The 21740-nt window shown below is 62.2% G+C and carries 19 protein-coding genes; 7 read left to right on the top strand and 12 right to left on the bottom strand.

Features of this window, described 5'->3' with window-relative positions; translation table 11 throughout:
* Positions 1 to 26: 26 nt before the first annotated feature.
* The 3 genes from ASU23_RS33620 to ASU23_RS27690 form a co-directional block, all read right to left on the bottom strand.
* Positions 27 to 200: a DUF2613 domain-containing protein gene (locus ASU23_RS33620; RefSeq protein ID WP_003945488.1), complete on the bottom strand. Its 174-nt coding sequence runs from the start codon at positions 198 to 200 to the stop codon at positions 27 to 29.
* Between the two features lie 129 nt (positions 201 to 329).
* Positions 330 to 1418, bottom strand: a complete 1089-nt coding sequence (locus ASU23_RS27695) for an isochorismate synthase MenF (protein ID WP_058039143.1) — start codon at positions 1416 to 1418, stop codon at positions 330 to 332.
* 45 nt (positions 1419 to 1463) lie between these two features.
* Positions 1464 to 1931, bottom strand: coding sequence for a universal stress protein (locus tag ASU23_RS27690; RefSeq protein ID WP_058039142.1), 468 nt, complete (start codon positions 1929 to 1931; stop codon positions 1464 to 1466).
* Positions 1932 to 2032: 101 nt separating this feature from the next.
* Here ASU23_RS27690 and ASU23_RS27685 point away from each other — a divergent pair, with 101 nt between their 5' ends.
* Together ASU23_RS27685 and ASU23_RS27680 are read left to right on the top strand one after the other, a co-directional pair.
* A complete protein-coding gene (locus tag ASU23_RS27685) occupies positions 2033 to 3211 on the top strand; it encodes a glycoside hydrolase family 3 N-terminal domain-containing protein (protein WP_058039141.1) in 1179 nt (392 codons plus the stop codon).
* Positions 3212 to 3283: 72 nt separating this feature from the next.
* On the top strand, positions 3284 to 3883 hold the full coding sequence (locus ASU23_RS27680; RefSeq protein ID WP_003945885.1) for a TetR/AcrR family transcriptional regulator: 600 nt from the start codon (positions 3284 to 3286) through the stop codon (positions 3881 to 3883).
* A gap of 100 nt (positions 3884 to 3983) precedes the next feature.
* Here the strand turns inward: ASU23_RS27680 and ASU23_RS27675 are convergent, their stop codons facing one another.
* Entirely contained in the window at positions 3984 to 4847 is an 864-nt protein-coding gene (locus tag ASU23_RS27675; protein ID WP_007734551.1) for a MaoC/PaaZ C-terminal domain-containing protein, read from the bottom strand.
* Entirely contained in the window at positions 4847 to 6193 is a 1347-nt protein-coding gene (locus ASU23_RS27670; protein ID WP_003945596.1) for a 3-oxoacyl-ACP reductase, read from the bottom strand. The genes ASU23_RS27675 and ASU23_RS27670 overlap by 1 nt, the downstream gene beginning before the upstream one ends.
* A gap of 130 nt (positions 6194 to 6323) precedes the next feature.
* On the opposite strand from ASU23_RS27670, the gene ASU23_RS27665 reads away from it, so the two are divergent.
* The gene (locus tag ASU23_RS27665; protein WP_003945465.1) at positions 6324 to 7679 is read left to right on the top strand and encodes an acetyl-CoA C-acetyltransferase; all 1356 of its coding nucleotides are present in this window, start codon (positions 6324 to 6326) and stop codon (positions 7677 to 7679) included.
* 294 nt (positions 7680 to 7973) lie between these two features.
* Positions 7974 to 10232 carry a VanW family protein gene (locus ASU23_RS27660; RefSeq protein ID WP_058039140.1) on the top strand — a complete coding sequence of 753 codons (2259 nt, stop codon included), beginning with the start codon at positions 7974 to 7976 and terminating at the stop codon, positions 10230 to 10232.
* A 4-nt stretch (positions 10233 to 10236) separates the two neighbouring features.
* Here ASU23_RS27660 and ASU23_RS27655 read toward each other — a convergent pair whose 3' ends face one another.
* The 3 genes from ASU23_RS27655 to ASU23_RS27645 form a co-directional block, all read right to left on the bottom strand.
* On the bottom strand, positions 10237 to 11220 hold the full coding sequence (locus ASU23_RS27655; RefSeq protein ID WP_007734562.1) for an LLM class F420-dependent oxidoreductase: 984 nt from the start codon (positions 11218 to 11220) through the stop codon (positions 10237 to 10239).
* 85 nt (positions 11221 to 11305) lie between these two features.
* Positions 11306 to 11794, bottom strand: coding sequence for a hypothetical protein (locus ASU23_RS27650; protein ID WP_058039139.1), 489 nt, complete (start codon positions 11792 to 11794; stop codon positions 11306 to 11308).
* Positions 11791 to 12036 carry a helix-turn-helix transcriptional regulator gene (locus ASU23_RS27645; protein WP_007734566.1) on the bottom strand — a complete coding sequence of 82 codons (246 nt, stop codon included), beginning with the start codon at positions 12034 to 12036 and terminating at the stop codon, positions 11791 to 11793. Before ASU23_RS27645 ends, ASU23_RS27650 begins: the two co-directional genes overlap by 4 nt.
* A gap of 65 nt (positions 12037 to 12101) precedes the next feature.
* Between ASU23_RS27645 and ASU23_RS27640 the strand changes: the two genes are divergently transcribed.
* Together ASU23_RS27640 and ASU23_RS27635 are read left to right on the top strand one after the other, a co-directional pair.
* Positions 12102 to 12680 carry a nucleotidyltransferase family protein gene (locus ASU23_RS27640; RefSeq protein WP_054781871.1) on the top strand — a complete coding sequence of 193 codons (579 nt, stop codon included), beginning with the start codon at positions 12102 to 12104 and terminating at the stop codon, positions 12678 to 12680.
* A gap of 877 nt (positions 12681 to 13557) precedes the next feature.
* Complete coding sequence (locus ASU23_RS27635) at positions 13558 to 14094, top strand: hypothetical protein (RefSeq protein ID WP_054781872.1); 537 nt, start codon at positions 13558 to 13560, stop codon at positions 14092 to 14094.
* Positions 14095 to 15528: 1434 nt separating this feature from the next.
* Here ASU23_RS27635 and ASU23_RS27630 read toward each other — a convergent pair.
* Together ASU23_RS27630 and ASU23_RS27625 are read right to left on the bottom strand one after the other, a co-directional pair.
* Complete coding sequence (locus ASU23_RS27630) at positions 15529 to 17541, bottom strand: YhgE/Pip domain-containing protein (protein ID WP_058039138.1); 2013 nt, start codon at positions 17539 to 17541, stop codon at positions 15529 to 15531.
* A gap of 5 nt (positions 17542 to 17546) precedes the next feature.
* Entirely contained in the window at positions 17547 to 18269 is a 723-nt protein-coding gene (locus ASU23_RS27625; RefSeq protein WP_054826521.1) for an ATP-binding cassette domain-containing protein, read from the bottom strand.
* 179 nt (positions 18270 to 18448) lie between these two features.
* Here ASU23_RS27625 and ASU23_RS27620 point away from each other — a divergent pair, with 179 nt between their 5' ends.
* Complete coding sequence (locus ASU23_RS27620; protein WP_223304492.1) at positions 18449 to 19081, top strand: hypothetical protein; 633 nt, start codon at positions 18449 to 18451, stop codon at positions 19079 to 19081.
* Between the two features lie 86 nt (positions 19082 to 19167).
* On the opposite strand, the gene ASU23_RS27615 is transcribed toward ASU23_RS27620, so the two are convergent.
* Together ASU23_RS27615 and ASU23_RS27610 are read right to left on the bottom strand one after the other, a co-directional pair.
* Positions 19168 to 21003 carry an acyl-CoA dehydrogenase gene (locus tag ASU23_RS27615; RefSeq protein ID WP_007734578.1) on the bottom strand — a complete coding sequence of 612 codons (1836 nt, stop codon included), beginning with the start codon at positions 21001 to 21003 and terminating at the stop codon, positions 19168 to 19170.
* Positions 21004 to 21092: 89 nt separating this feature from the next.
* The gene (locus tag ASU23_RS27610; RefSeq protein WP_058039137.1) at positions 21093 to 21725 is read right to left on the bottom strand and encodes a bifunctional 2-polyprenyl-6-hydroxyphenol methylase/3-demethylubiquinol 3-O-methyltransferase UbiG; all 633 of its coding nucleotides are present in this window, start codon (positions 21723 to 21725) and stop codon (positions 21093 to 21095) included.
* Between the last annotated feature and the right edge of the window lie 15 nt (positions 21726 to 21740).

Genomic DNA, 21740 nt, shown 5'->3' with positions numbered 1-21740 from the left:
AACGGGAACTCGCGAGGCCTGCGCTCTCAGCGGCTGCCGTACTCAACCTGGTTCAGCACGGAAGAATCTGCGTTTCCGCTGCGGTCGATCTCGGGACGAGTGTTGTCCGACGCGGCGGCCGTGACACCGAAGATGACGCCGGCACCCAGAACGGCACCGATGACAGCGCTGGCCACACCGGGGACAAGGAACTTCGTCATCGCGGATCTCCCAATTGGTCGTTAGTCGGTCGTTCGCGGTCGGACGGACTTACCGGCCCGTACGAACTGCTCGGGTCAAGGTATCACCCGCACTCGAGAATCCGGACGATTACCCTCGTGACGTGCTGGTCAGTCGAGGGTTTCGGCGCCAAGCGCGGTCAACAGAGTGCGCAGTTTCGTGGACGTCTCGTCGAGTTCGTCCTGCGGATCCGATTCGGCGACAATTCCACCACCCGCGCTGGCCCAGGCGTTGCGGCCGTCTGCACTGATCTCGGCGCAGCGGATGGCAACCACCCAATCGCCGTCACCGGCCTCGTCGCACCATCCCACGGCGCCGCCGTAGAAACGGCGCGGCTCCTCGGTCTCGCGGATGACTTTCAGCGCCGCGTCAGTGGGTGTTCCGCACAGCGCGGGCGTCGGATGCAGCGCGATGGCGAGGTCGAGCGCAGTAGTGTCGTTTCGCAGTGTGCCGCGGATCGGGCTGGCCAAGTGCCAGACCTCGTGAGTATTGGTCAGTTCGGGACTTGGCGGCACCGACAGATCACTGCACATCGGTTGCAGGACCTCGCGGATCCACGACGTCACGAAGGCGTGCTCGGCCAGATTCTTCGTCGAATGCAGAAGGCTTTCGCCTGCCTCGCGGTCTTGATCGGCGTCGGCGGATCGCTTGGTGGTCCCGGCCAACGGGCGACACGTCACGACGCGCCCGCGTCGACTGACCAATACTTCGGGCGTCGCGCCGACCAGGCTGTGGCCCTCGAATTCGGCTCCCGCAGCAGAGAGGTCGACGGCAAAGGTGTTGGCGACGGGATTGAGCGCCGCCATGCGTGCGGCGAGCGCGGTTGGGGAGATCGGGGTCTGCGTGCGAAGTTCCACAGTGCGAGCCGCGACAACCTTGTCGATCTCTCCACTGCGGAGGCGTCCGATCAACTTTTCCACCCGACGAAGATGCTCCGACGACGACGGGATCTCCCGGTCAACCCGGGTCGTGGGCAGGGCCTGGGGATCGCGCGGTTGCCACGGCCGCGACGCGATCGTCGCCTCGGCAGGTTCGTACAACGCCGTTGCGGCAGCCGGGTCGAAGGGGAGCGCTCCGACGATCAGCTTTGTCGTACCTGCCGACAGAGCGTGGGTGGCCGCGTCGGAGCTGTCGAAGCTGCGTTGTACGCCGCGGGTGACCACGCTGTGATCGGGGCGCGAGAGAACAAAACCGTCCATGGTGCTTTCGACACTAGTCGGCCACGGATCAGGAATGCGCGAAGGTCACTTCCCCGGAGGGACGATCAACACCGGCCGATGACTGTGACGCAGAACATGATCCGCGACGCTGCTCTGCAGTAGCGACCGCAAACCCGTGGTGCCGCGGGTGCCGGTCACGATGATGTCGACGTCCAATTCGTCTGCGGTTTCGACGATTGCAGACCAGATCGCGGATCGGCACTCGGCGCTTCTACCTTCGACGGTCAGGCCTGCGGCCTCGGCCAGTGCGACGCCCTCGGCGAGGGTGACTTTGGCGTCGGTGTACGCGATGTCCTCGACGTCGTCGTCGGGAACCCACTCCGGTTGCATCACCCCGGACAGGCCGGACATGCGAGCGGCCTGGCGAACCATGGGCTCCCAGGCAGTGACGAGAACAGCACGATTGGCGGAGAGGAAACGCCCCGCATAGTCGACTGCACGCTTGGCGTTGTCGGAACCGTCGTACGCGATGAGCATCAGACCTTGTGGCATCACGACCTCCTCGTCAGCGGGGGAATCGGTTCTCTTCCAGGCTACCGTCCCGATGTGCCCGTGAGGGAGTGTATGGGTACCGGGTCCGTTACGGTCGAGGTATGCGGATCAAGTTTCTGAAGGCTGCAACGACCATTGCATTGTGCGGAGGGTTGGTTGCGGGATGCTCGGGCGAAAACGGGACCGCCGATCCGGTTTCGAGCGCCCCGACCAGCACCAGCACCGAGATCACGTCGACGCCTGCGGCATCGAGCTCCGCACCCGTCGCCGCATCGTGCGGTAGCGACCTTCTGGCTTCGCTGTCCCTGCGTCAGAAACTTGCCCAGCTGCTCAACGTCGGCGTCACCGGGACCGACGACGCATTGTCGATAGTCCAGAACGAGGAGATCGGCGGCATCTTCGTCGGAAGTTGGACCGATCAGTCGATGCTCACCAATCGTGAAGTGCCGCAGGTTGCTTCGGCGTCGAAGTTGCCGTTGATGGTGACGATCGACGAAGAAGGTGGACGGGTTTCGCGCGTCGCGGACATCCTCGGGCCCGATCCGTCGGCCAGGGAAACGGCGCAGACCATGACAGTGGAACAGACGTACCAGATGGCACTCGAGCGTGGACGCGGTTTGAAGGATCTCGGGATCACCGTCAACTACGCCCCCGACGTCGACGTCAGCAGCCAACCCGACGACTCCGTGATCGGGGACCGCTCGTACTCCGACGACCCCCAGACCGTGGTTGCCTACGCCGGTGCGTACGCGCAGGGGATGCGCGACGCCGGAATCTTCCCGGTGATCAAGCACTTTCCGGGGCACGGCAGCGCGTCGGGTGACTCGCACCGGGGCGAGGTGACCACGCCGCCGCTACAGGATCTGATCGCGTCGGACCTGATTCCCTTCCGTGAGCTGTCGGGAACCGGAGTCGGCGTCATGATGGGTCACCTCGAGGTTCCCGGTCTGACCGAGCCCGGTACCCCTGCCAGCATCAGCCCCGCAGCCGTTGCGTTGCTTCGCGACGGAGTGGGTTACGGCGCAGCGCCGTTCACCGGCCCGGTGTTCACCGACGACCTCAGCGGCATGCAGGCGATCACCGACCGATACGATATTGCCGACGCGGTTCAGGCTGCGCTGGTGGCTGGAGTCGATCAGGCATTGTGGCTGACAACCGACGACGTTCCGCGGGTTCTCGATCATCTCGAGCAGGCCGTCGCGTCGGGTGAGCTTCCGCAGACGCGGGTCGATCAGGCCGTGGTCACAGTTGCCGCTGCCAAAGGTGCCGTGACCTGCTGAGTCGAAGTCAGGATTCGACGCGCAATCTTACCGTAGAGTAAGATCGACATTTACCCTGTGGTTGGAGGAAGCATGGCCGGCGGTACCAAGCGACTGCCACGCGCAGTGCGTGAGCAGCAGATGCTCGACGCGGCTGTGGACGTGTTCTCCGACAGGGGGTTTCACGAAACTTCGATGGACACCATCGCAGCCAAGGCCGAGATCTCGAAGCCGATGCTGTACCTGTACTACGGCTCGAAGGAAGAGTTGTTCGCGGCGTGCATTCATCGTGAAGGGCTCCGCTTCCTCGAGGCCCTCGCCCCGGCCGGCGCGCCGAACCTGACTCCGCGTGAACAATTGCGCGCCGCTCTCGAGGGCTTCCTCGGGTTCGTGGGCGCAAACCGCAAGTCGTGGATGGTGCTCTACCGTCAGGCCGTCGGGCAGCAGGCTTTTGCGGGCACCGTGCAGTCCAGTCGCGATCGGTTGATCGAGTTGACCGCACATCTGCTCGAGTCCAGCACCAAGGATCCTGATGCCGCGCACGATTACGGGATCATTGCCATCGCGCTCGTCGGCGCCGGTGAGGCGGTAGCGGACCGGGTTGCGGGTGGGGAAATCGAAGTGGATGCCGCAGCGGATCTACTCGAATCCCTCGCGTGGCGCGGTCTGTCGGGCAAGAAGAAGTCCGAATAGCTCTCAAACCAATCTGAGCGAACGTACCTTTCAGCGCATCCAAGGCGCCGAAAGGTACGTTCGCTCAATTGGGGAGGGTGGGAACCCGACAAAACTCAGGTCAGCGCAGCGTCGCAGTGACGTGCGGGTAACCCTTCTTCGGGTGGCGCAGTGACAGATCCCAGCCGTCGTCGGTGCGATCAGCGTAGGCATTCAGCGTCGCCGGTAGCAGAATCGGCTTGCCGAAACGCACGCTGTAGGTGACCTTGTCCGCGACGGACCCCTCGACGGTCCGCAGAACTGCCGCGGCACTCCACATTCCGTGAGCAATGGTCTTCGGGAAACCGAAAGCCTTCGCGCCCAGAGACGAGACGTGAATCGGATTACGGTCGCCGGAGACAGCGGCGTACTTGCTGATCGTGGTCTGGTCGACGCGGATGGTGCTCATCGGCATCGGGGGGACCTCGTCGGCCTTGGGCTCCGGACCGGGCTGGCCGGACAGGGAGGTCTTCTGCTGGTTCAGGAAGCTCGAGGTCTGTCGCCAGACCAGTTCCCGTCCCACCCGAATTTCGGTGATCACGTCGATCAGCAGGCCCTTGCGGTGCTCACGCAGGTTCTCGGCATGCACCGAGAGGTCCAGCGGTTCGCTGACGGAGATGGGCCGCAGCGATTCGATGACGTTCTCGGCGTGAACGGAGCCGACGGCGGCGAAGGGGAAGTCCTTCGACACCATCAGCTTCATCACGGTCGGGAAGGCCAAGGTGAAGGGGTACGTGATCGGCAGAGTGTCGCCGAACCGCAGTCCGGTCACGCGGCAGTACGCCGCCAGATTGTCGGTGTCGACCTTCAATCCGGTGAGGGTGAAGGTCTGCTGTGGCACCGAGCGCGAGTTGGACTTGTTCCACGGCAACAATCCCAGTACCGCGCGGGAGTAGATGTCGAGGGTCTTCGGCTGCTCGGTGAGCGCGACGGTCTTTGTTGCCATCATGCGCCCAGGAGGCTCTGGCCGCAGACGCGAACGACCTGTCCCGTAACGGCATTGGAGGCCGGGCTGGCGAAGTATGCGACGGTCTCGGCGACGTCGACGGTCTCGCCGCCCTGCAGGAGCGAGCTCATGCGGCGGCCGGCTTCGCGGGTGGCGAAGGGGATGGCTGCGGTCATGGCGGTCTCGATGAAGCCCGGTGCGACGGCGTTGATGGTGATGTTCTTCTTCGCCAGGACGGGAGCTTCGGCGTGTACGAGACCGATGACGCCGGCCTTGGAGGTGCCGTAGTTGGTCTGGCCGCGGTTGCCCGCGATGCCGGCGATGGAGGAGACGTCGACGACGCGGCCGCCTTCCTTGAGGGCGCCCTTCTCGACGAGGTGCTCGGTGATCTTCTGCGGTGCAAGAAGATTGACGTTCATGACCATGTTCCAGCGGCCCTCGTCCATGTTGGCGAGGGTCTTGTCGCGGGTGATGCCGGCGTTGTGGACGATGATGTCCGCTCCACCGTGACGCTCGAGGAGGTGAGCTGCGAGGACCTCGGCTGCGTCGGCTGCCGTGACGTCGAGGGCGAGGGACGTGCCGCCGACCTTGTTCGCGGTCTCGGACAGCGCTTCGCCGGCGGCCGGGATGTCAGCGCAGACGACGTGCGCGCCGTCGCGGGCCAGGACCTCGGCGATGGTGGCGCCGATACCGCGGGCTGCGCCGGTGACGACGGCAACCTTGCCTTCGAGTGGCTTGTCCCAGCTTGCGGGCGCGACGGAATCTTCAGCGCCGACGACGATGACCTGGCCGTCGACGAAGGCGGACTTTGCCGAAAGGAGAAAGCGCAGAGTCGATTCCACGCCGGAGAGTCCGGTGGATGCCTTGGGGGAGACGTAGACCAGCTGAGCGGTGGAGCCGCGCTTGATCTCCTTGCCGACGCTGCGGGTGAAGCCTTCCAGAGCGCGCTGCGCGACATGCTCGTCGACGCTCGACGTTTCTTCCGGCGTCGTGCCGAGAACGACGACGCGAGCCGACGGTGCGAGGTTGCGGATCACGGGCTGGAAGAACTCGAACAGCTGCTCGAGCTCGCTGACCTGAGTGATTCCGGTGGCGTCGAACACGAGTCCGCCGAAGCTGCTGTCGTGTGCCTGAGCCGCCGGGTAGTCGGAGAGCAGTACGCGAAGTGGTTCTGCGAGTCGACCCTTGCCGCCGATGAGGACAGGTCCGGCGAGTGCGGGTTCCCCTGCTTTGTAGCGACGCAGGTTCTCGGGCCTGGGCAGGCCGGCCTTCGACGCGATGAATGCGCCGGGGGCGGACGAGAGGAACTGTGAATAGAGGTCGGGAGCTCCCTTGCTGGCTGCCACGGTCCTACCTTCTGTTGTGTTTCGGGTTGTCTCTCACCGGGCAATCGAAAGAATGCGGCGATAGACAAGTAACTTACTACTGAGTAAGAATAGTCTTCAACAGGTAATCGCACCATCCTTGGAGACGCAAGTGACAAGCAAAGCCCGTTCAAATGCAAAGCCCGCCGCACCGCGCACTGCACCGGCCGCAGCCGCTGCAAATTCTGCAGGTCAGCGCCGTCCGGTTGCGATCGTCGGCGGAAATCGCATTCCGTTCGCACGCTCGGACAAGGCGTACGCACAGGCGTCCAACCAGGACATGTTCACTGCGACGCTCGACGGTCTGGTGAGCCGATTCAATCTGCAGGGCGAGAAGCTCGGCATGGTCGTCGGCGGTGCGGTGCTCAAGCACAGCCGTGATTTCAATCTCATTCGCGAGTCCGTTCTCGGCAGCGCGCTGAGCCCGTACACGTCGGCGTACGACCTTCAGCAGGCGTGCGGCACGGGACTGCAGTCGATCATCGCCGTCGGCGACGCCATTTCGGCCGGCCGCATCGATTCGGGCATCGGCGGCGGCACGGACACCACGTCCGACGCCCCGATCGGCGTCAACGATCAGGCGCGCGAGTTCCTGCTCTCCCTCAATCGCGCGAAGTCCACGGGCGACCGCATCAAGCTGCTCGGCAACGTCCGTGCGGGCATGCTCGGCCTGGAGATTCCGCGCAACGGCGAGCCTCGCACCGGCAAGTCGATGGGTGACCACGCTGCGATCACTGCCAAGGAATTCGGCATCAAGCGCGAGGACCAGGACGAACTTGCCGCTGCCAGCCACAAGAACATGGCAGCTGCCTACGACCGCGGCTTCTTCGACGACCTCGTCACCCCGTTCCTCGGCCTGACCCGCGACGACAACCTCCGTCCCGGTTCGACCGTCGAGAAGCTGTCGACGCTCAAGCCCGTCTTCGGTACCAAGCTCGGCGACGCGACGATGACGGCAGGCAACTCGACGCCGCTCACCGACGGCGCTTCTGCAGTGCTCCTCTCCACCGACGAGTGGGCAGCCGAGCGCAATCTTCCGGTTCTGGCGCACCTCGTCGATTCCGAAACCGCTGCCGTCGACTACGTCCACGGCAAAGACGGGTTGCTCATGGCTCCCACGTACGCGATCCCGCGTTTGCTGGCCCGCAACGGTCTGACCTTGCAGGACTTCGATTACTACGAGATCCACGAAGCCTTCGCTTCGGTGGTTCTCGCAACCCTGCAGGCCTTCGAGTCGGACGAGTACTGCAAGGAACGCCTCGGCCTCGACGGCGCATTGGGATCGATCGACCGAAGCAAGCTCAATGTCAACGGATCGTCCTTGGCTGCAGGTCACCCGTTCGCGGCGACCGGCGGACGTATTGTGGCTTCCCTCGCAAAGATGCTCGCGGAGAAGGGTTCGGGCCGCGGCCTGATCTCGATCTGTGCGGCCGGTGGCCAGGGTGTCACGGCGATCATCGAGCGGTAACCGCTCCACAATCTCCCCATGCGACTGAAAACTGCGCTCACCTGCAGTGATCGTCGCGAGGGGATGCGTAATCGGGGATCCGGCCACGAGGGGTGGCCGGATCCCCGAACTCTTTGCAAACTTTTTCGCGCAGGCGTGTAACGCTGCAGAATAGCTACCGATATTCATGACAGCCCCGTGTTGCTGCCTGACCCCCGACCTGGCAGCAGCGCGGGGCTCTCGTATGTCCGGATATCCTGTATTGAGTTGTCGGTGAGCGCCGCAGCGACGGTTGATGCAGCGAGGAGCCAACAGGTGAGTGACGAAGAGGGCCCGTCCGTCGAGAAGACGAACAGCGAGGACTCGTCCCTCCCAGAACAGGAACTCGAGTCGGTCGAGGAACCTCAGGCGGTCGAAGAGACCGAGTCGGTCGAGGAAACCCAGTCGGTCGAGGAAACCCAGTCGGTCGAGGAACCCCAGTCGGTCGAGGAACCCGAGGCCCCTGAGGACACCGAGGCCGTTGTCGAGGCTGAATCAGTAGAACCTGAACCAGCCGAAGCACCAAGGCCTGTCGACGAAGAAGCAAGCGATTCCACGGAAGCGACAGTCGACGAATCGGCAAACGAGGTCACCACCGTCATCCCTGTCGTCCCAGCGGAGGACGCACCGCCGTCGGAAGTAGTCGACGAGGTTCCGGCGACAGAAGCCATCGACGAGCAGACAGAGCAGTTCGAGCCCCCGGCAGTGGTGGTTCCCCCGAAGCCGCCGCGTCCCGAGTTCGTGCAGCAGTACGACACCCAGCAACTCGAACCCATCCAGCAGCAGTACGAGCCTGTTGTCCGAGAACCAGAGGTAGTTGCACCCCCGGCGCCACAACAACCGGTGGTGCCCGCTTCGCAGTCTTCCCGCAAGTGGGTCAAACCGGCGATAGCAGTCGGCGCCATCTTTGCCGTCGCAGCGATTGCCTACGGAGTGGACATCTTCACCTCGTCCGGGAAGACACCACGCGGCACTCAGGTCGCCGGGGTGGACATCGGTGATCTCACGCCCGCCGACGCGGAAGCCACGCTGCGCGCCCAACTCGGCCCGAGGCTCGTCGAACCGGTAGCGGTACATGCAGGCGGCGTCGACTCCGAGATCGTTCCCGCGTCTGCGGGTGTGGACGTCGACTGGTCGGCGACGCTGTCGGGCGTGAACGCTCAGCCCATCAACCCGATCACCCGCATCACGTCGTTCTTCGGCTCCCGCGAGGTGCCCGTGGTGTCGGCAATCGACCAGGGTGCGTTGGATGCGTCGATGGCGCAGCTCGCGGCGAACAGCGATCGTGCGCCCGTCGAAGGTGCAGTCGTGTTCGAGAACGGGAAGGCGACTGGTGTTTCGCCCGCTGCCGGTCAGGCGCTCGAAACGCAGCAGGCGGGTTCGACCTTCGCCGCTGAATGGTCCGATGGTGGCGTCGTCGATCTTCCGGTCGACGAGGTTCCGGTGACGGTCACTCAGGCCGGTGTCGATCGTGCGCTGCAGGAGATCGCTATTCCAGCTGTCTCGGGTGACGTCGTGGTCAACGGCCGTGACGGCAAGGTCGCGACACTCGGCGTCGATCAGATCGGCGAGGTTCTGACCTTCACACCCGACGGCTCGGGTGGGCTGACTCCGCAGTACAACACGGATGCTGCGATCAAGATTCTGACTCCGCAGTTGGCGTCGACGGAAGTACAACCCAAGGACGCGTCGTTCACCTTCGCCGGTGGCAAACCGTCGGTTGTGCCCGGTGTCGTCGGTGATCTGATCAACTGGCCGGACACGGTCAAGGAACTTCCGGTTCTGTTGGGCAGCACGGCTTCTCGGGCAACGCCCGCCGTTTACGGACCGGTCCCGCCGGCGTTGACCACCGAAGCCGCGGAGGCCCTCGGCATCAACGAGGTGATCGGCGAATTCACTACCGGTGGTTTCGAATACGCGTCTGGTGTGAACATCGGCCTGGCCGCGTCGGAGATCGACGGGGCCGTGATCAAGCCCGGGGATACGTTCTCGCTCAACGAGTACACGGGCCCGCGCGGTGCGGCGCAGGGATACATCGAGTCGGGGATCATCAACAACGGTCGCCCGGACAAGGCTGTCGGCGGCGGTATCAGCCAGCTCGCGACGACGCTCTACAACGCGACGTATTTCGCAGGTATGGACGACGTCGCGCACACCGAGCACAGTTACTACATCTCGCGGTACCCCGAGGCTCGTGAGGCGACCATCTTCGATGGTGCGATCGACCTGCAGTTCCGTAATCCGGCGAAGACCGGCGTGATGATCGAGACGATTGCGACGTCGTCGAACATCACCGTTCGGATCTGGGGAACCAAAACTGTCGATGTCACGTCGACGACCGGCCCGCGGACGTCGCCGACGTCGCCGAACACCGTGACCTTGCCGGAGGGGCCTGGCTGTGTGGCTTCGAGCGGTGCGCCCGGGTTCACGGTCAGCGACACTCGCGTGATCACCGACCACGCGAGTGGCGCCGAGATTTCCTCGAACACCCGGACCGTCAAGTACGACCCGGTGCCGATCGTGAAGTGCGAGTAGGGAACTACTTGCCGACGAGTGGGCCGAGGGTGCGGCCCGCGAGGTCGACGATGCCTGGCTCTTCGCCGTTGGTGATCAGGTTGATCACGACGCCGTCGATGCCGTGGTCGAGGATGCGCGTCTGAACCTGCTCGGCGACGTCGTCCGGGCTGCCGACGAAATGGCGTTCGGTGGCCTTGGCGACCACGTCTTCCGGCGCCGTGGTGATGTCGAGGCCACGCTCCGCGAGAAACGTTCGCTGATGGGCGCGAGCCTTGTCGCCGTCCTCGTCGATCATCATGAACGTGAGGAAGCTGGTCTCGAGGGTTGCGGGATCGCGACCGGCTTCGTCGCAGCGTGCCGCAAGTGCTTCCATCTTGCGCGGCAGTTCCGACGGGTCGCAGATGATGTTGAGGTGATCCGCGAAGCGAGCGGCGAGGCCGAACGTCTTTTTCTCACCGCCACCGCCGAGCAGGATCGGCAGGTCGTCGCGGACGCGAGGCTCGTTGATGGCGTCCTTGACGTGGTACCACTTGCCGTCGAAGGTGGGGCGATCACCGCGGAGCATCGGCGCGATGATCTGCAGTGCTTCGTCGAGTTTCTGGAAGCGCTCGGTGAACGTTCCGAACTCGTATCCGAACGAATTGTGTTCGAGTTCGAACCAACCGGCGCCGATGCCCAGGATGGCCCGACCGCCGCTCACCACGTCGAGGGTGGTGACGGTCTTGGCGAGCATGGGCGGATTGCGGTAGGTGTTTCCCGTGACCAGTGCAGACAACTGGATGGTCTCGGTGGCCGTCGCCAGCGCGGAGAGCGCCGAGTAGGCCTCGAGCATCGGGGCGTCCGGCGCTCCGATTCCGGGGAGTTGGTAGAAGTGATCCATCACGAATGCAGTGTCGAAGCCTGCGGCTTCGGCTTCGCGGGCCTGCGCTATGACGGTGGGGAAGAGGTCCTTGACCGGACCGCCGTAGCTGAAGTTGGGCATCTGGTATCCGAGGCGAGTGCTCACCGTTTCGACGTTACTCGCGATCGGTTGACCTGGCACGATTTTACCAACTCTATGGATTCCGTTGTGCTGGGCAGACTTCCGGAATTCAGAGAAGTTCTTCGGCCGCTTCGCGTCGCTTGGCTCGCTGCTGGTGAAGCTTGACTGCCGCGATTGCGATGCCACCGCCGATGATGGCGCCTACCAGCGCGCCGACCCAGGTTGACGATTCTTCGTACGAATCGAATTCGAGACGGGCCATGATTCCGACAGCGGCCACGAGGTAGAGCGCGATGCTGATCACCACGCGAGGGCGGCCGTAGGTGGACAATACGTAGACATCGACGTCGCACCGAAGTGCATAGATGATCGTGATCAACGAGCCGAACAACGCAACGATCAGCAGGGCGAGCGAGATCCACGCCCCTGTTCGGCCGGCGACCCAGGGCAGAATCGCCGAGCTGACGAATATTGCCCAGAAGACACTCTGGAGTCCCACCGCCGAGGCTTCGTTCCAGACGTCGCGCTGACGCTCGTCCTTGTAGAAGTCGTCGTCCAGATCTCCGACGAACCGCATTGCCTTCATCATGGTGCTCATGCCGTCTCCTCTGGAATTTCTGTGGTGAGTTCCGATTCGGGTAAGGGGAAGAGCGCTTCGACGGTGGTCCCCAGCGCCAGGGCCAGGCGAAGTGCCAGGTAGACACTCGGTGCATAGTCGCCGCGTTCGACGGAGACGATGCTCTGTCTGCTCACCTGACCTGCCGTGGCCAGTTGCGCCTGGGTGAGGCCGGCGAGGCGTCGGTGCTCCCGCACGTTGTTGTCGCCAGCCTTTCCAGTCATGCAAAAAGTAAAGAATACTTGTCACTAGATGTCAAGTTTGCTTGTCATATGAGAGGCTGAAGAGCATGCGTGAACGATTTCTCGAGATCGCCCTGGCCAATCCGGTGGTCGCAACGATCGTGGATCGTGCGCCGAAGCTGGGATTGCCGGAGTGGTACCTGACGGCGGGTGGGCTCTTCCAAACCGTCTGGAATCACATCGACGGCCGTGACCTCGGCGCCGGGATCAAGGACTACGACCTCTTCTATTTCGACGCCGGCGATCTGAGCTACGACGCGGAGGACCGTGTGATTCGTTCGGCGGCAGAACTGTTCGCCGATGTGGATGCCGATGTCGAAGTACGCAACGAAGCCCGCGTGCACCTGTGGTACGAGCAGCATTTCGGGATTCCCGGCGTTCCGTTCACCAGTTGCCGCGACGCTATCGACCACTTCGCTTCCACAACTTGCTGTTTCGGGATCACCAAGGGATCAGACGGCACCGTCGACGTGTATGCCCCGCATGGATACGACGACCTTTTCGACATGATCGTCCGCCCCAATCCGGTACTGGCGCCGAGAGAGGTTTACGAGGCCAAGGCGGCACGGTGGCGCAGGGAATGGCCTGCGCTGACCGTGGAGCCTTGGCCGGAGACCCTGACCTAGACTTCGATCGGCGGATGCAGCCTGTCCATGGTCCATTGCCGATTTCGGCGTGAGAGGCGTGTCTTCCCTGGTCGCAGTGCGTCCGCCACGGCCACGAACTGTGGCCGATCCGTGTCGACCCTGCTGTCTCGTCCGTCCGTGCATGGAGACAACCGGCCGGATTCAACGCATCCAGCTGTAGTTCTGGTAGTTGAACCCCCGCAAGACCTTGCGCCTTTCGGAATCGTCTGCGCTAATTTCACGAACTTTCAGTGTGCTGCGACGTTCATCCATGATTGTCTGGGTCCCCTCATGGTGAAAATCTCTTCCGATATTTGGTGGATTGTTTCTAATGCTTTACGTCTAATTCTTTAGTGCTAATAAGGTTTCTCCCATGTGAATAGCAATCATCACTAACAAATGAACATTCTACGGTGAAAGTGTGGTTTGTCTATGTGACTTTTCGTGCAACGTGCGATATATCGGAATATTTTCTGCTCGACGACTGTCGTGGCTTTTCAAACTTCTCGACTATTTGGATTGTCGGTTTAAGCGCTTTGCATTCGATGCTCGAAATTTCATTGAGAAAAATATCGAGGTTGGAAGAAAAATTTCTAGAACCTGTTCCCGGATGGACAAAATGTGAGTACAGTGACTCACGTCACCAGAGCTTCGGGTCCTGTTCAATGCGAGCTCTCACCAGGGCATTCCCTTTTAGGGAAAGCTGTAGCCCTGCGAGCAGGGCCATAAATGCGAAGTTGGCGATAGCCCCGAAGATAGCAGGTCGGTTGGTGATAAGAGATGGTCAGAACAGATCGGGTTGGAGCGTTAAGGACTCCGCGCTCTCGCCTATGAATTGAACGCCTGGGGTCTATCAATTCAACCGAAGGAAGAACTCGTGAAGTTGACTGCCAAGAATTCCGTCAGAGGTGTCCTGCTCGGTACCGCAGCCGGTGCGATGGTGCTCGCCGGAACCGGTATTGCATCCGCTGCCACCGTCGGCGCTGCTGGCTCCGCCGTAACTCTTTCCGCATCCTCTGCGTATCAGGTATGTGGCAATTTCTACGTCGGCCCGGACGCCCACGTGGCGGGCGTGCCTTCTGGTGCCAAAGCGGTAGTGGGCGCCCAGGTCACTGGCAAGCTATACAGCTCATCCTCCAGCACGACTCCGATCACGACCTTCACCGCCACAACGAATGCCGCGGGTGGATGGTGCATGCAGGGTGACTCGGCGATGGCTAGCACCGTGACGAGCGGTGGTGAGGTCAGGATGTCCACCGACACTCCGACCGTGTTGGACGGCACAACAACTCGCACAGGGCAGTGGTCGGGCGGCGGGGCGGACGCCGTCATCGATGCAGGGGAGTTCCTCCTCCATGGCAATGCGTTCATCTTTTCGGATAGGGCCTCGAAGGTGAACTTCTACTACCAGTAAGTCGATCGGCTGCAAGGTTGATCGTAAGAACCTGGACGGGTTGGAGTGCGGGTCTCCGTGCTCCAACCCGTTCGCCGTATGACGCCGTGTTGCGAGTTCGGGTGTGTGTTTCGGCAATTGTGACAATGGGCGCGGGTGTCGCCAGGGAGATGGCGAATGCTGCTTCGGCTGTGACGAATGCAGGCCTGTCTCTGCGGCTTTGTCTCGCAGCCTGCTCGATGTAATTCGGTCGTCCGGCACGGATTGGACGGCATCGGTATCGTCTCGAAGTCATGGCTTATGGGCAATCGCCGTAAGGTTGGCTCGCAATCAATTCTTGTGCCACCGAATAGTGTTCGTGAAGCCGTGATCGGGAAGTTGGCTGCGCGACCTGAATCCGTGATTCGGGTGGCTTTCTGATCCTGCAAGCGGTTCCATCTCGCTTTCGGTGCAAAATTTCTAGTCCTAAAGATTTAATGAACCGAACTATAGTACTAGGACTTTAGTGCTAACTAAATGAATTCCATCTATGGCAAGAAAAATTCCTAGAACGAGTTCCTAATTTGCAAATTTTGGGTACAGTTGTCGGCACCACGAGGAGTTGCGGGCTTCCCCAAAACCTCGCTTGGCAACCACTGTTGTGCCGGATAAACCGACCTGGCCCCGCGCCACAGTCAGAGCAATTACCTACTGGAAACGGAGTAACAAATGTTAGGTCAGTTCATGGCCCTCCTGCGGGCATTTATCCCGTCCTTTGCAACATCGTTAGGCGACGGGCTTGATGGATTGAACGCCATCTCGCTCGACATGTCCGCGAGTGGAGGAGAGGGCTGATGGGATCCGTGCAGCAAGGTACCGCGTCGCTGGGGCAGACCGTAGAACAGATGCTTCCGATGTTATTTACATATCTGATGGATATCCCGCTCCAACTGTCATTCGGTTACCCCCGGTGACCCTGTTCAATCTGAGGAGAAACTAGATGTCGCTCAACGCAATGAGCACGGACCTGGCTGAACTTGCAACCATGACGTTCTACGCCCTTAGGTTTCCGCTTCAACAATTCCTTGTCGGACTCTCGTAAAGAAGGGTGAACTCATGTCGTCTGATTTCTGGACCGGAAGTGTCAAGAACACGCTAGCGTTTTACGGGCTGACGTTGGTCGGGTTGTGGACCGCATCAATGGAAGGCGGCGGGTGGGCAAGCCTCGATCGATGAGCGCGAAATAGAATATTCGACGTGAGCTGATCGGCAGCTCCGACGATATCTGAGATAGCCGAATGCAGACCCTGTCGTAAAGGTTCCTGGCAGGGTCTGCATCACGTGCGAGGCAGCTTCAAAACATGATCGTCCGCCCCTCCCGGTGCTGGCGCCGCGAGAGGTTTACGAGGCCAAGGCAGCACGGTGGCGCAGGGAATGGCCTGCGCTGACCGTGGAGCCTTGGCCGGAGACCCTGACCTAGACTTCGATCGGCGGATGCAGCCTGTCCATGGTCCATTGCCGATTTCGGCGTGCAGCAAGTGAACTGGCCCCGAGTGAGGCGACGAGAAGGCCGCCGAGGACGGCGATCGAGACCCACAGCCTCGAGTCGATGCCGCCGACGGTGAGTTGTCGAAGCCCGTTCACCGCGTAGGTCATGGGGTCGAACGGGTGGATGATCTGGAACGGTTTCGCGGTGGTTTCCACGGGATAGATGCCGCCGGCCGAAACCAGTTGCAGCATCAGGAACGCCAGGGTGATCACGCGTCCGACGGAGACTCCGAAGATGGCGTTGAACGCCTGGATCAACGCCATATACGTGGCAGTGATGAGCATCAGGAATCCGACGGTGCCGAGGGCGTGCGTGGGGTGCAGGCCAACGGCGAAGTGCACGACCAGGTACATCACGATCACCTGGCAGATGCCGATGAGCAAGGCCGGCCAGTACGAGGCGAGGACCACTCGCAGCGCGCCGAGTCCGTTTGCGATAGGCCGGTTCTGGAGCGGCTTGAGCAGCATCCAGGTGATGATGCCGCCCACGAACAGTGCGAGGGGCAGGAAGAACGGAGCAAAACCGGTACCGAAGGTGCTTGCCCGGTTCTCGTAGGTCTCCTGCAGCTCGACCGGACTGGAGAGGGTTTGAGCGGTTGCTGTTCGCTGCTGATCGGTCCAACTGGGAACCTGGCCGGCGCCCTCGGTGAGTTTGGTTGCGAGTTCGGCAGACCCGGCACGGAGTTGCTCGGTGCCGTCTGCGAGTTTGGCTGCACCATCGGAGAGTTGAACGCTGCCGTCGGTGAGTTGAACCAGTCCACTACTGAGGGTTTGAGCGCCGTCGTTGACTTGCTGACCGCCGTCACGCAGCTGTACCAGGCCGTTGCGGAGTTCACCGCCGCCGTTGGCCGCGGCGCTGAGCCCGGCGCGGAAGGTGCTCGAGGGATCGTCGAGTTGGTAAGCGAGTTGTTGTGCGCCGCTCTTGAGTTCGCCCAGTTGACCCATGGTCGCTTCGCCGAAGCCCTGAGTGCGCAGCATGTCCTGGGCAGGCGCGAGGGCGTTGGCGATCTGTTGGCTGACGGGATCCGGGTTCAGTCGAAGGCTGGCCACTGCCTGACCGACCAGCTGTGCGACGTCTGCTTGTGTGTTCCCGAGTACGCTCAGCTGGTCGACGACCTGGGTGACGCCACCACTGAGTTGGCTTGCGCCGTCGCCCAGTTGGACGGCCCCGAGATCGAGCTGCCCCAAACCGTCGGTCAGTGCGAGGACACCGTCCGTGGCGGTATTGATACCGGTCGAGAGTTGCGCTGTACCGCCGGCAAGAGTGGCTGCGCCGTCACGTGCGGTAACCATGTTGTCGGCCAGCGTTTTCGAGCCCGACGCCAATTCGCCGGCTCCGGCGTTGGCAGTGTTCACTCCGGCCGAGAGCTGGAGTGCTCCGTCGGCGGCCTGCTTCAAACCTGCACCCGCGTCGGTCAATCCGACCAGGACCGTCTCGACGGACTGCGCGCCGATCTTGTCGCTGACTTGACTGAGGACCTGCTGGGCGGCGTTTTGGCCGATGATGGTGCCGAGGTAGTTGTTGACGTCGTTGAAGGTGAACTGCAACTGAGCTTTGTGGGGGTCCTTGGTCGTCGGGGAGGCCACGGCCTCGCTGAAATTCTCAGGCAAGGTGAGAGAGAAGTAGTACGTGCCGTCCGAGACTCCCTGAGCGGCTTCCTGCTGTGAGACCAGGTGGAGATCGAGCTCACCGGAATCGAGCAGCGCTTGGCTTACCTCGTCGCCCGCGTTGAGTTCCTGACCCTGCACCATCGCACCGCGGTCTGTGTTGACCAGCGCGACGGGGACCTTGTTGACCTCACCGAACGGATTCCAGAAGGCCCACAGGTACATCGCGCCGTACAGCAGTGGCATCAAGATGATGGTGACGAGTGCGATCCTGGGCATCGCGCCGCGGGAGAACCGCTTGAGTTCGGTTCCGAGAGACATTCCAGCGAGCATCGCGGTTACCTCGCCCCTTCTTGGTCGGGATTGGTGACTTCTTGGAGCAGGGTGACGGCATCGATGGGTGATCCGTCGGGCAGCGGGTTGACGGTCGACGCGATGATGGTCTGGTAGCTCCCCATCTCGACCAGTCGCTCGACGAGATATGCGCGCTCGGAGTCACGCCGCACCTGTTCGAGATCGTCGACGACCAGCAAGGCCGGCTTCTTCGTGTTCGCGACGGCGATACGCAGCAGGGTCGCCTCGAGTTCCCCGAGATCGCTGACGTATCGGCCGAGCGCAGGCAACGGATGATCGCCGAAGACGGGAGCGCACACCGCTTCGAGTTCGCGGTCTCCGGCGCGTCCGACGAGTTTGTACCAGGGAGCATCCCAGCGAATTTGTTCGGTGATCAGATCGCGGACGGTGACGGACTCGGCAAGCTCGTCGATGTCCTCGAACCCGGCGATCCCGGCGATCTCGAAGATCTCTCGGGGACGCGTTCGACCGAAGACGGACAGTGATCCGGAACTGGCTTTCATTCGCCCGCTGAGTGTCAGAAGTAAGGACGTACGTCCTGAACCGGCCGAGCCTTCGAGGATGGTCACACCGCCCGCACGAATCTCGAGATTGACGGGTCCGAACACCGGCCCCCATGGGCCGTCGAGCGCCAAGTCCGTGGCGGTCAATGCCAGGTCAGGGGCGTAATCGGGTTGTGCGTGCTCTGGTGCGACCACGATGATCACCTGTCTGTTGATCTACTCGGCCTTCGAAAGAACCGAGTGCTGGTTCAGTGGACGTTCGTGCTCACCCAATCACATCGGTAGCGGGCGAGCTGTCCCATGAATGGGATGTGTCGGACACGTCCGGCAACTTGGAGACCGAACGGTATGTATTCTGTTGGAAACGGAACGGGGGAGTCGAGGTGCCGGTTCGTAGACGCGGGATGTGCGCGGTGCTGGTCATGGCCACCCTGTCGGTTGTCTCCTGTGCCGGTGAGCGCGAGTCGCCCCCGTTCGTGTCGAGCGAAAGGCTTTTCGAGTTCACCGGTCGCAATGTCGGACCCTTGACGGTGCCGCCCTTGCCCTCCGATCGGCACGAGTCCGAAGCAGCGCCATACGGAGCCATCACCCTGTCCGGTGGGTGGAGCGGCGCAGCCAATGTCTCGCTGCCTGGATCCGTCACGTGTTTCGAGCACAACTGGGCGGATTCGCTGCCCGCCGGTCACCGTCAGTGGGCCTACGAGGTGCACACGAGTTCCTTCTACGAGTACGACGGCGGCGGCGAATATCCGGGACGTGATTTCCAGTTGCAGGTCTACGTGAACGAGAAACCCGAACCAGGTCAGCACGGGTCCGCGATCATGAAGTTCTCGGATCAGAGCGGACAGTTCGTGTCCTTCGGCGGTGGCGACGACAAGTCCGTCGAAATAGTCAGTTCTCCGGACCGCAGGCGCGTGGCGCTTTCCCTGGCGGGTACGGCGGCACGACCGGGCGAGCAACCGACGACGTCGGTACTGTCCGCGCAGATCAGTTGCCCGACCATCGAGCGCAGATGACACCAGTCACCACCGAGTGCCGACAACCGAAAATGCCGGCCCCGAAACGTTCTCGGGACCGGCACTTTTCATGAATCAGGAACGAATCAGAATGCTGCTTCGTCGATCTCCATGATGTCGTTCTCGGTGTTCGCGATGATCTCGCGTGAAGCGGTGAGCTCGGGCAGGACGTTCTTGGCGAAGAAGGACGCGATGGCGACCTTGCCCTCGTAGAAGCCCTTGTCCTTGTCGGAAGCGCCGTTGTCGAGTGCTGCGAGAGCAATCTCGGACTGGCGGAGCAGCTGCCAGCCGATGAGCAGGTCGCCGACGGACATCAGGAAGCGGACGGAGCCGAGGCCGACCTTGTACAGCTCGGTGGGCTGCTCCTGAGCTCCCATGAGGAAGCCGGTGAGCGTGGCAGCCATGGCCTGGACGTCTTCGAGTGCGGTGGCGAGCAGTGCGCGCTCCGCCTTCAGACGACCGTTGCCGGCTTCGCTGTCGATGAAGGTCTTGATCTGTCCCGCAACGTGAGCGAGCGCGACGCCGCGGTCACGAGCGATCTTGCGGAAGAAGAAGTCCTGAGCCTGGATGGCCGTCGTGCCTTCGTACAGCGAGTCGATCTTGGAGTCGCGGATGTACTGCTCGATCGGGTAGTCCTGCAGGAAGCCGGAGCCACCGAGGGTCTGCAGGCTGTCCGTCAGGTACTGGTACGCACGCTCGGAGCCGACGCCCTTGACGATCGGGAGCAGCAGGTCGTTGACGCGGAACGCGGTGTCCTTGTCTGCGCCCGAGACGAGCTGGGCGACAACCTCGTCCTGGTGTGCTGCGGTGTAGAGGTACACCGCGCGCAGGCCCTCGGCGTATGCCTTCTGCATTGCCAGGCTACGACGCACGTCGGGGTGGTGCGTGATGGTCACGCGCGGTGCTGCCTTGTTGGTCATCTGGGTCAGGTCTGCGCCCTGCACACGCTGCTTGGCGTAATCGAGAGCGTTGAGGTAACCGGTGGAGAGGGTGGCGATTGCCTTGGTGCCGACCATCATTCGAGCGTGCTCGATGACGTCGAACATCTGGGCGATGCCGTTGTGGACCTCGCCGACCAGCCAGCCCTGTGCGGGGATGCCGTGTCCGCCGAAGGTGACCTCACACGTGGCGGAGACCTTCAGGCCCATCTTGTGCTCGACGTTGGTGACGAAGACACCGTTACGCTCGCCGAACTCTTCGGTCTCGAAGTTGAAGTGCGTCTTCGGGACGAAGAACAGGCTCAGGCCCTTGGTGCCCGGTCCGGCGCCTTCGGGGCGAGCGAGAACGAGGTGGAAGATGTTCTCGAACAGGTCGTCCGAGTCGGCCGAGGTGATGAAGCGCTTGACGCCCTCGATGTGCCAGGAGCCGTCGTCCTGCTTGATCGCCTTGGTGCGTCCGGCACCGACGTCGGAGCCGGCGTCGGGCTCGGTGAGGACCATCGTGGCGCCCCATCCGCGTTCGACGATGGTGGCTGCCCACTTCTTCTGCTCTTCGGTGCCGTTGTTGAACAGCACGTCCGCGAAGGCGGGTCCGGCCTGGTACATGTGCGCTGCAGGCTGTGCGCCCAGGATCAGCTCACCGATGGCCCACACGACGGAGCGGGGAACCGGCACGCCGCCGACCTCTTCGCTCAATCCCATGCGGTACCACTCGGCGTCCCACAGAGCCTTGAACGACTTCTTGAAGGATTCCGGAAGTGCAACGGTGTGCGTCTCGGGATCGAAGACAGGGGGGTTGCGGTCCGCATCGGCGAAAGATTCGCCAAGCGGTCCCTCGGCCAGGCGTGCGACCTCTGCCAGCATGTTGCGGACAGTGTCGGCATCCAGGTCGCCCCAAGCGCCTTCGCTCAGTGGCTTCTCCAGTCCGAGAACCTCGAAGAGGTTGAACTCCAGGTCCCGAACGTTGCTCTTGTAATGGCCCATGTCTTCTGCTTCTCCCAGTGAGGTGGTGCGGTCCAGCACTCCTAGTACCGCCCGAAGTTTATTACTCGTCGGTAACTTAATACATGTTACTAGCCGTTCTTTGCATTGCCAACACCGGATTTGCGTCCGATGACAAGCGCGTCGACCGCGATTCCCGTTTCGGTGTGCCTGTGGGGATTTCCGGCGATCTCGAACTCGAGCTTTCCGCGGAACTCCTGCATCAATTCTTCTGGTGTGTAAAGGATTTCGGGATCTTGTGGCCCGCCGACGCCGTAGTCGATGTTGCTTCGGTCGTGACCCAAAATCATGAGGATTCCGTCAGGTTTCAGAGAATTTATGGCACGGTTCACAACCAGGGTGCGTTGTGGTGCGGGCAGATGAAGGTAAAGAAGCAGGGCCAAGTCGTATCCCTGCTCGTTCCTCGAGGCGTAATCCGCGACGGTGACGTCGCCGCATCGGTAGTCGAGCCGGTCGAGAACCGATCGGGGTGAGCGGGCCGCGATCGTGCGGGCTTTCTCGATCGCGACGGCCGAGTAGTCGATGCCGGTGACCTCCCAACCGCGGGTCGCGAGCCACAACGCGTTACGGCCCTCGCCGCACGCCAGGTCCAGTGCCTGGCCGTGGGGGAGGGCCGTCGCGTATTCCACCAGCAGTTCGTTGGGAGGAGCGCCCCAGACGAGCTCGGTTTCTTCGTACTTCTTGTCCCAGGCCGCCGCATCCATAGATGACGACGGTAG

Source organism: Rhodococcus sp. KB6, assembly GCF_001445685.1.
In the GTDB taxonomy this organism is placed as follows: Bacteria; Actinomycetota; Actinomycetes; order Mycobacteriales; family Mycobacteriaceae; genus Rhodococcus_F; species Rhodococcus_F qingshengii.
Note: the sequence above shows the minus strand (reverse complement) of the source record. Positions and strands in the feature narration are given on the sequence as shown.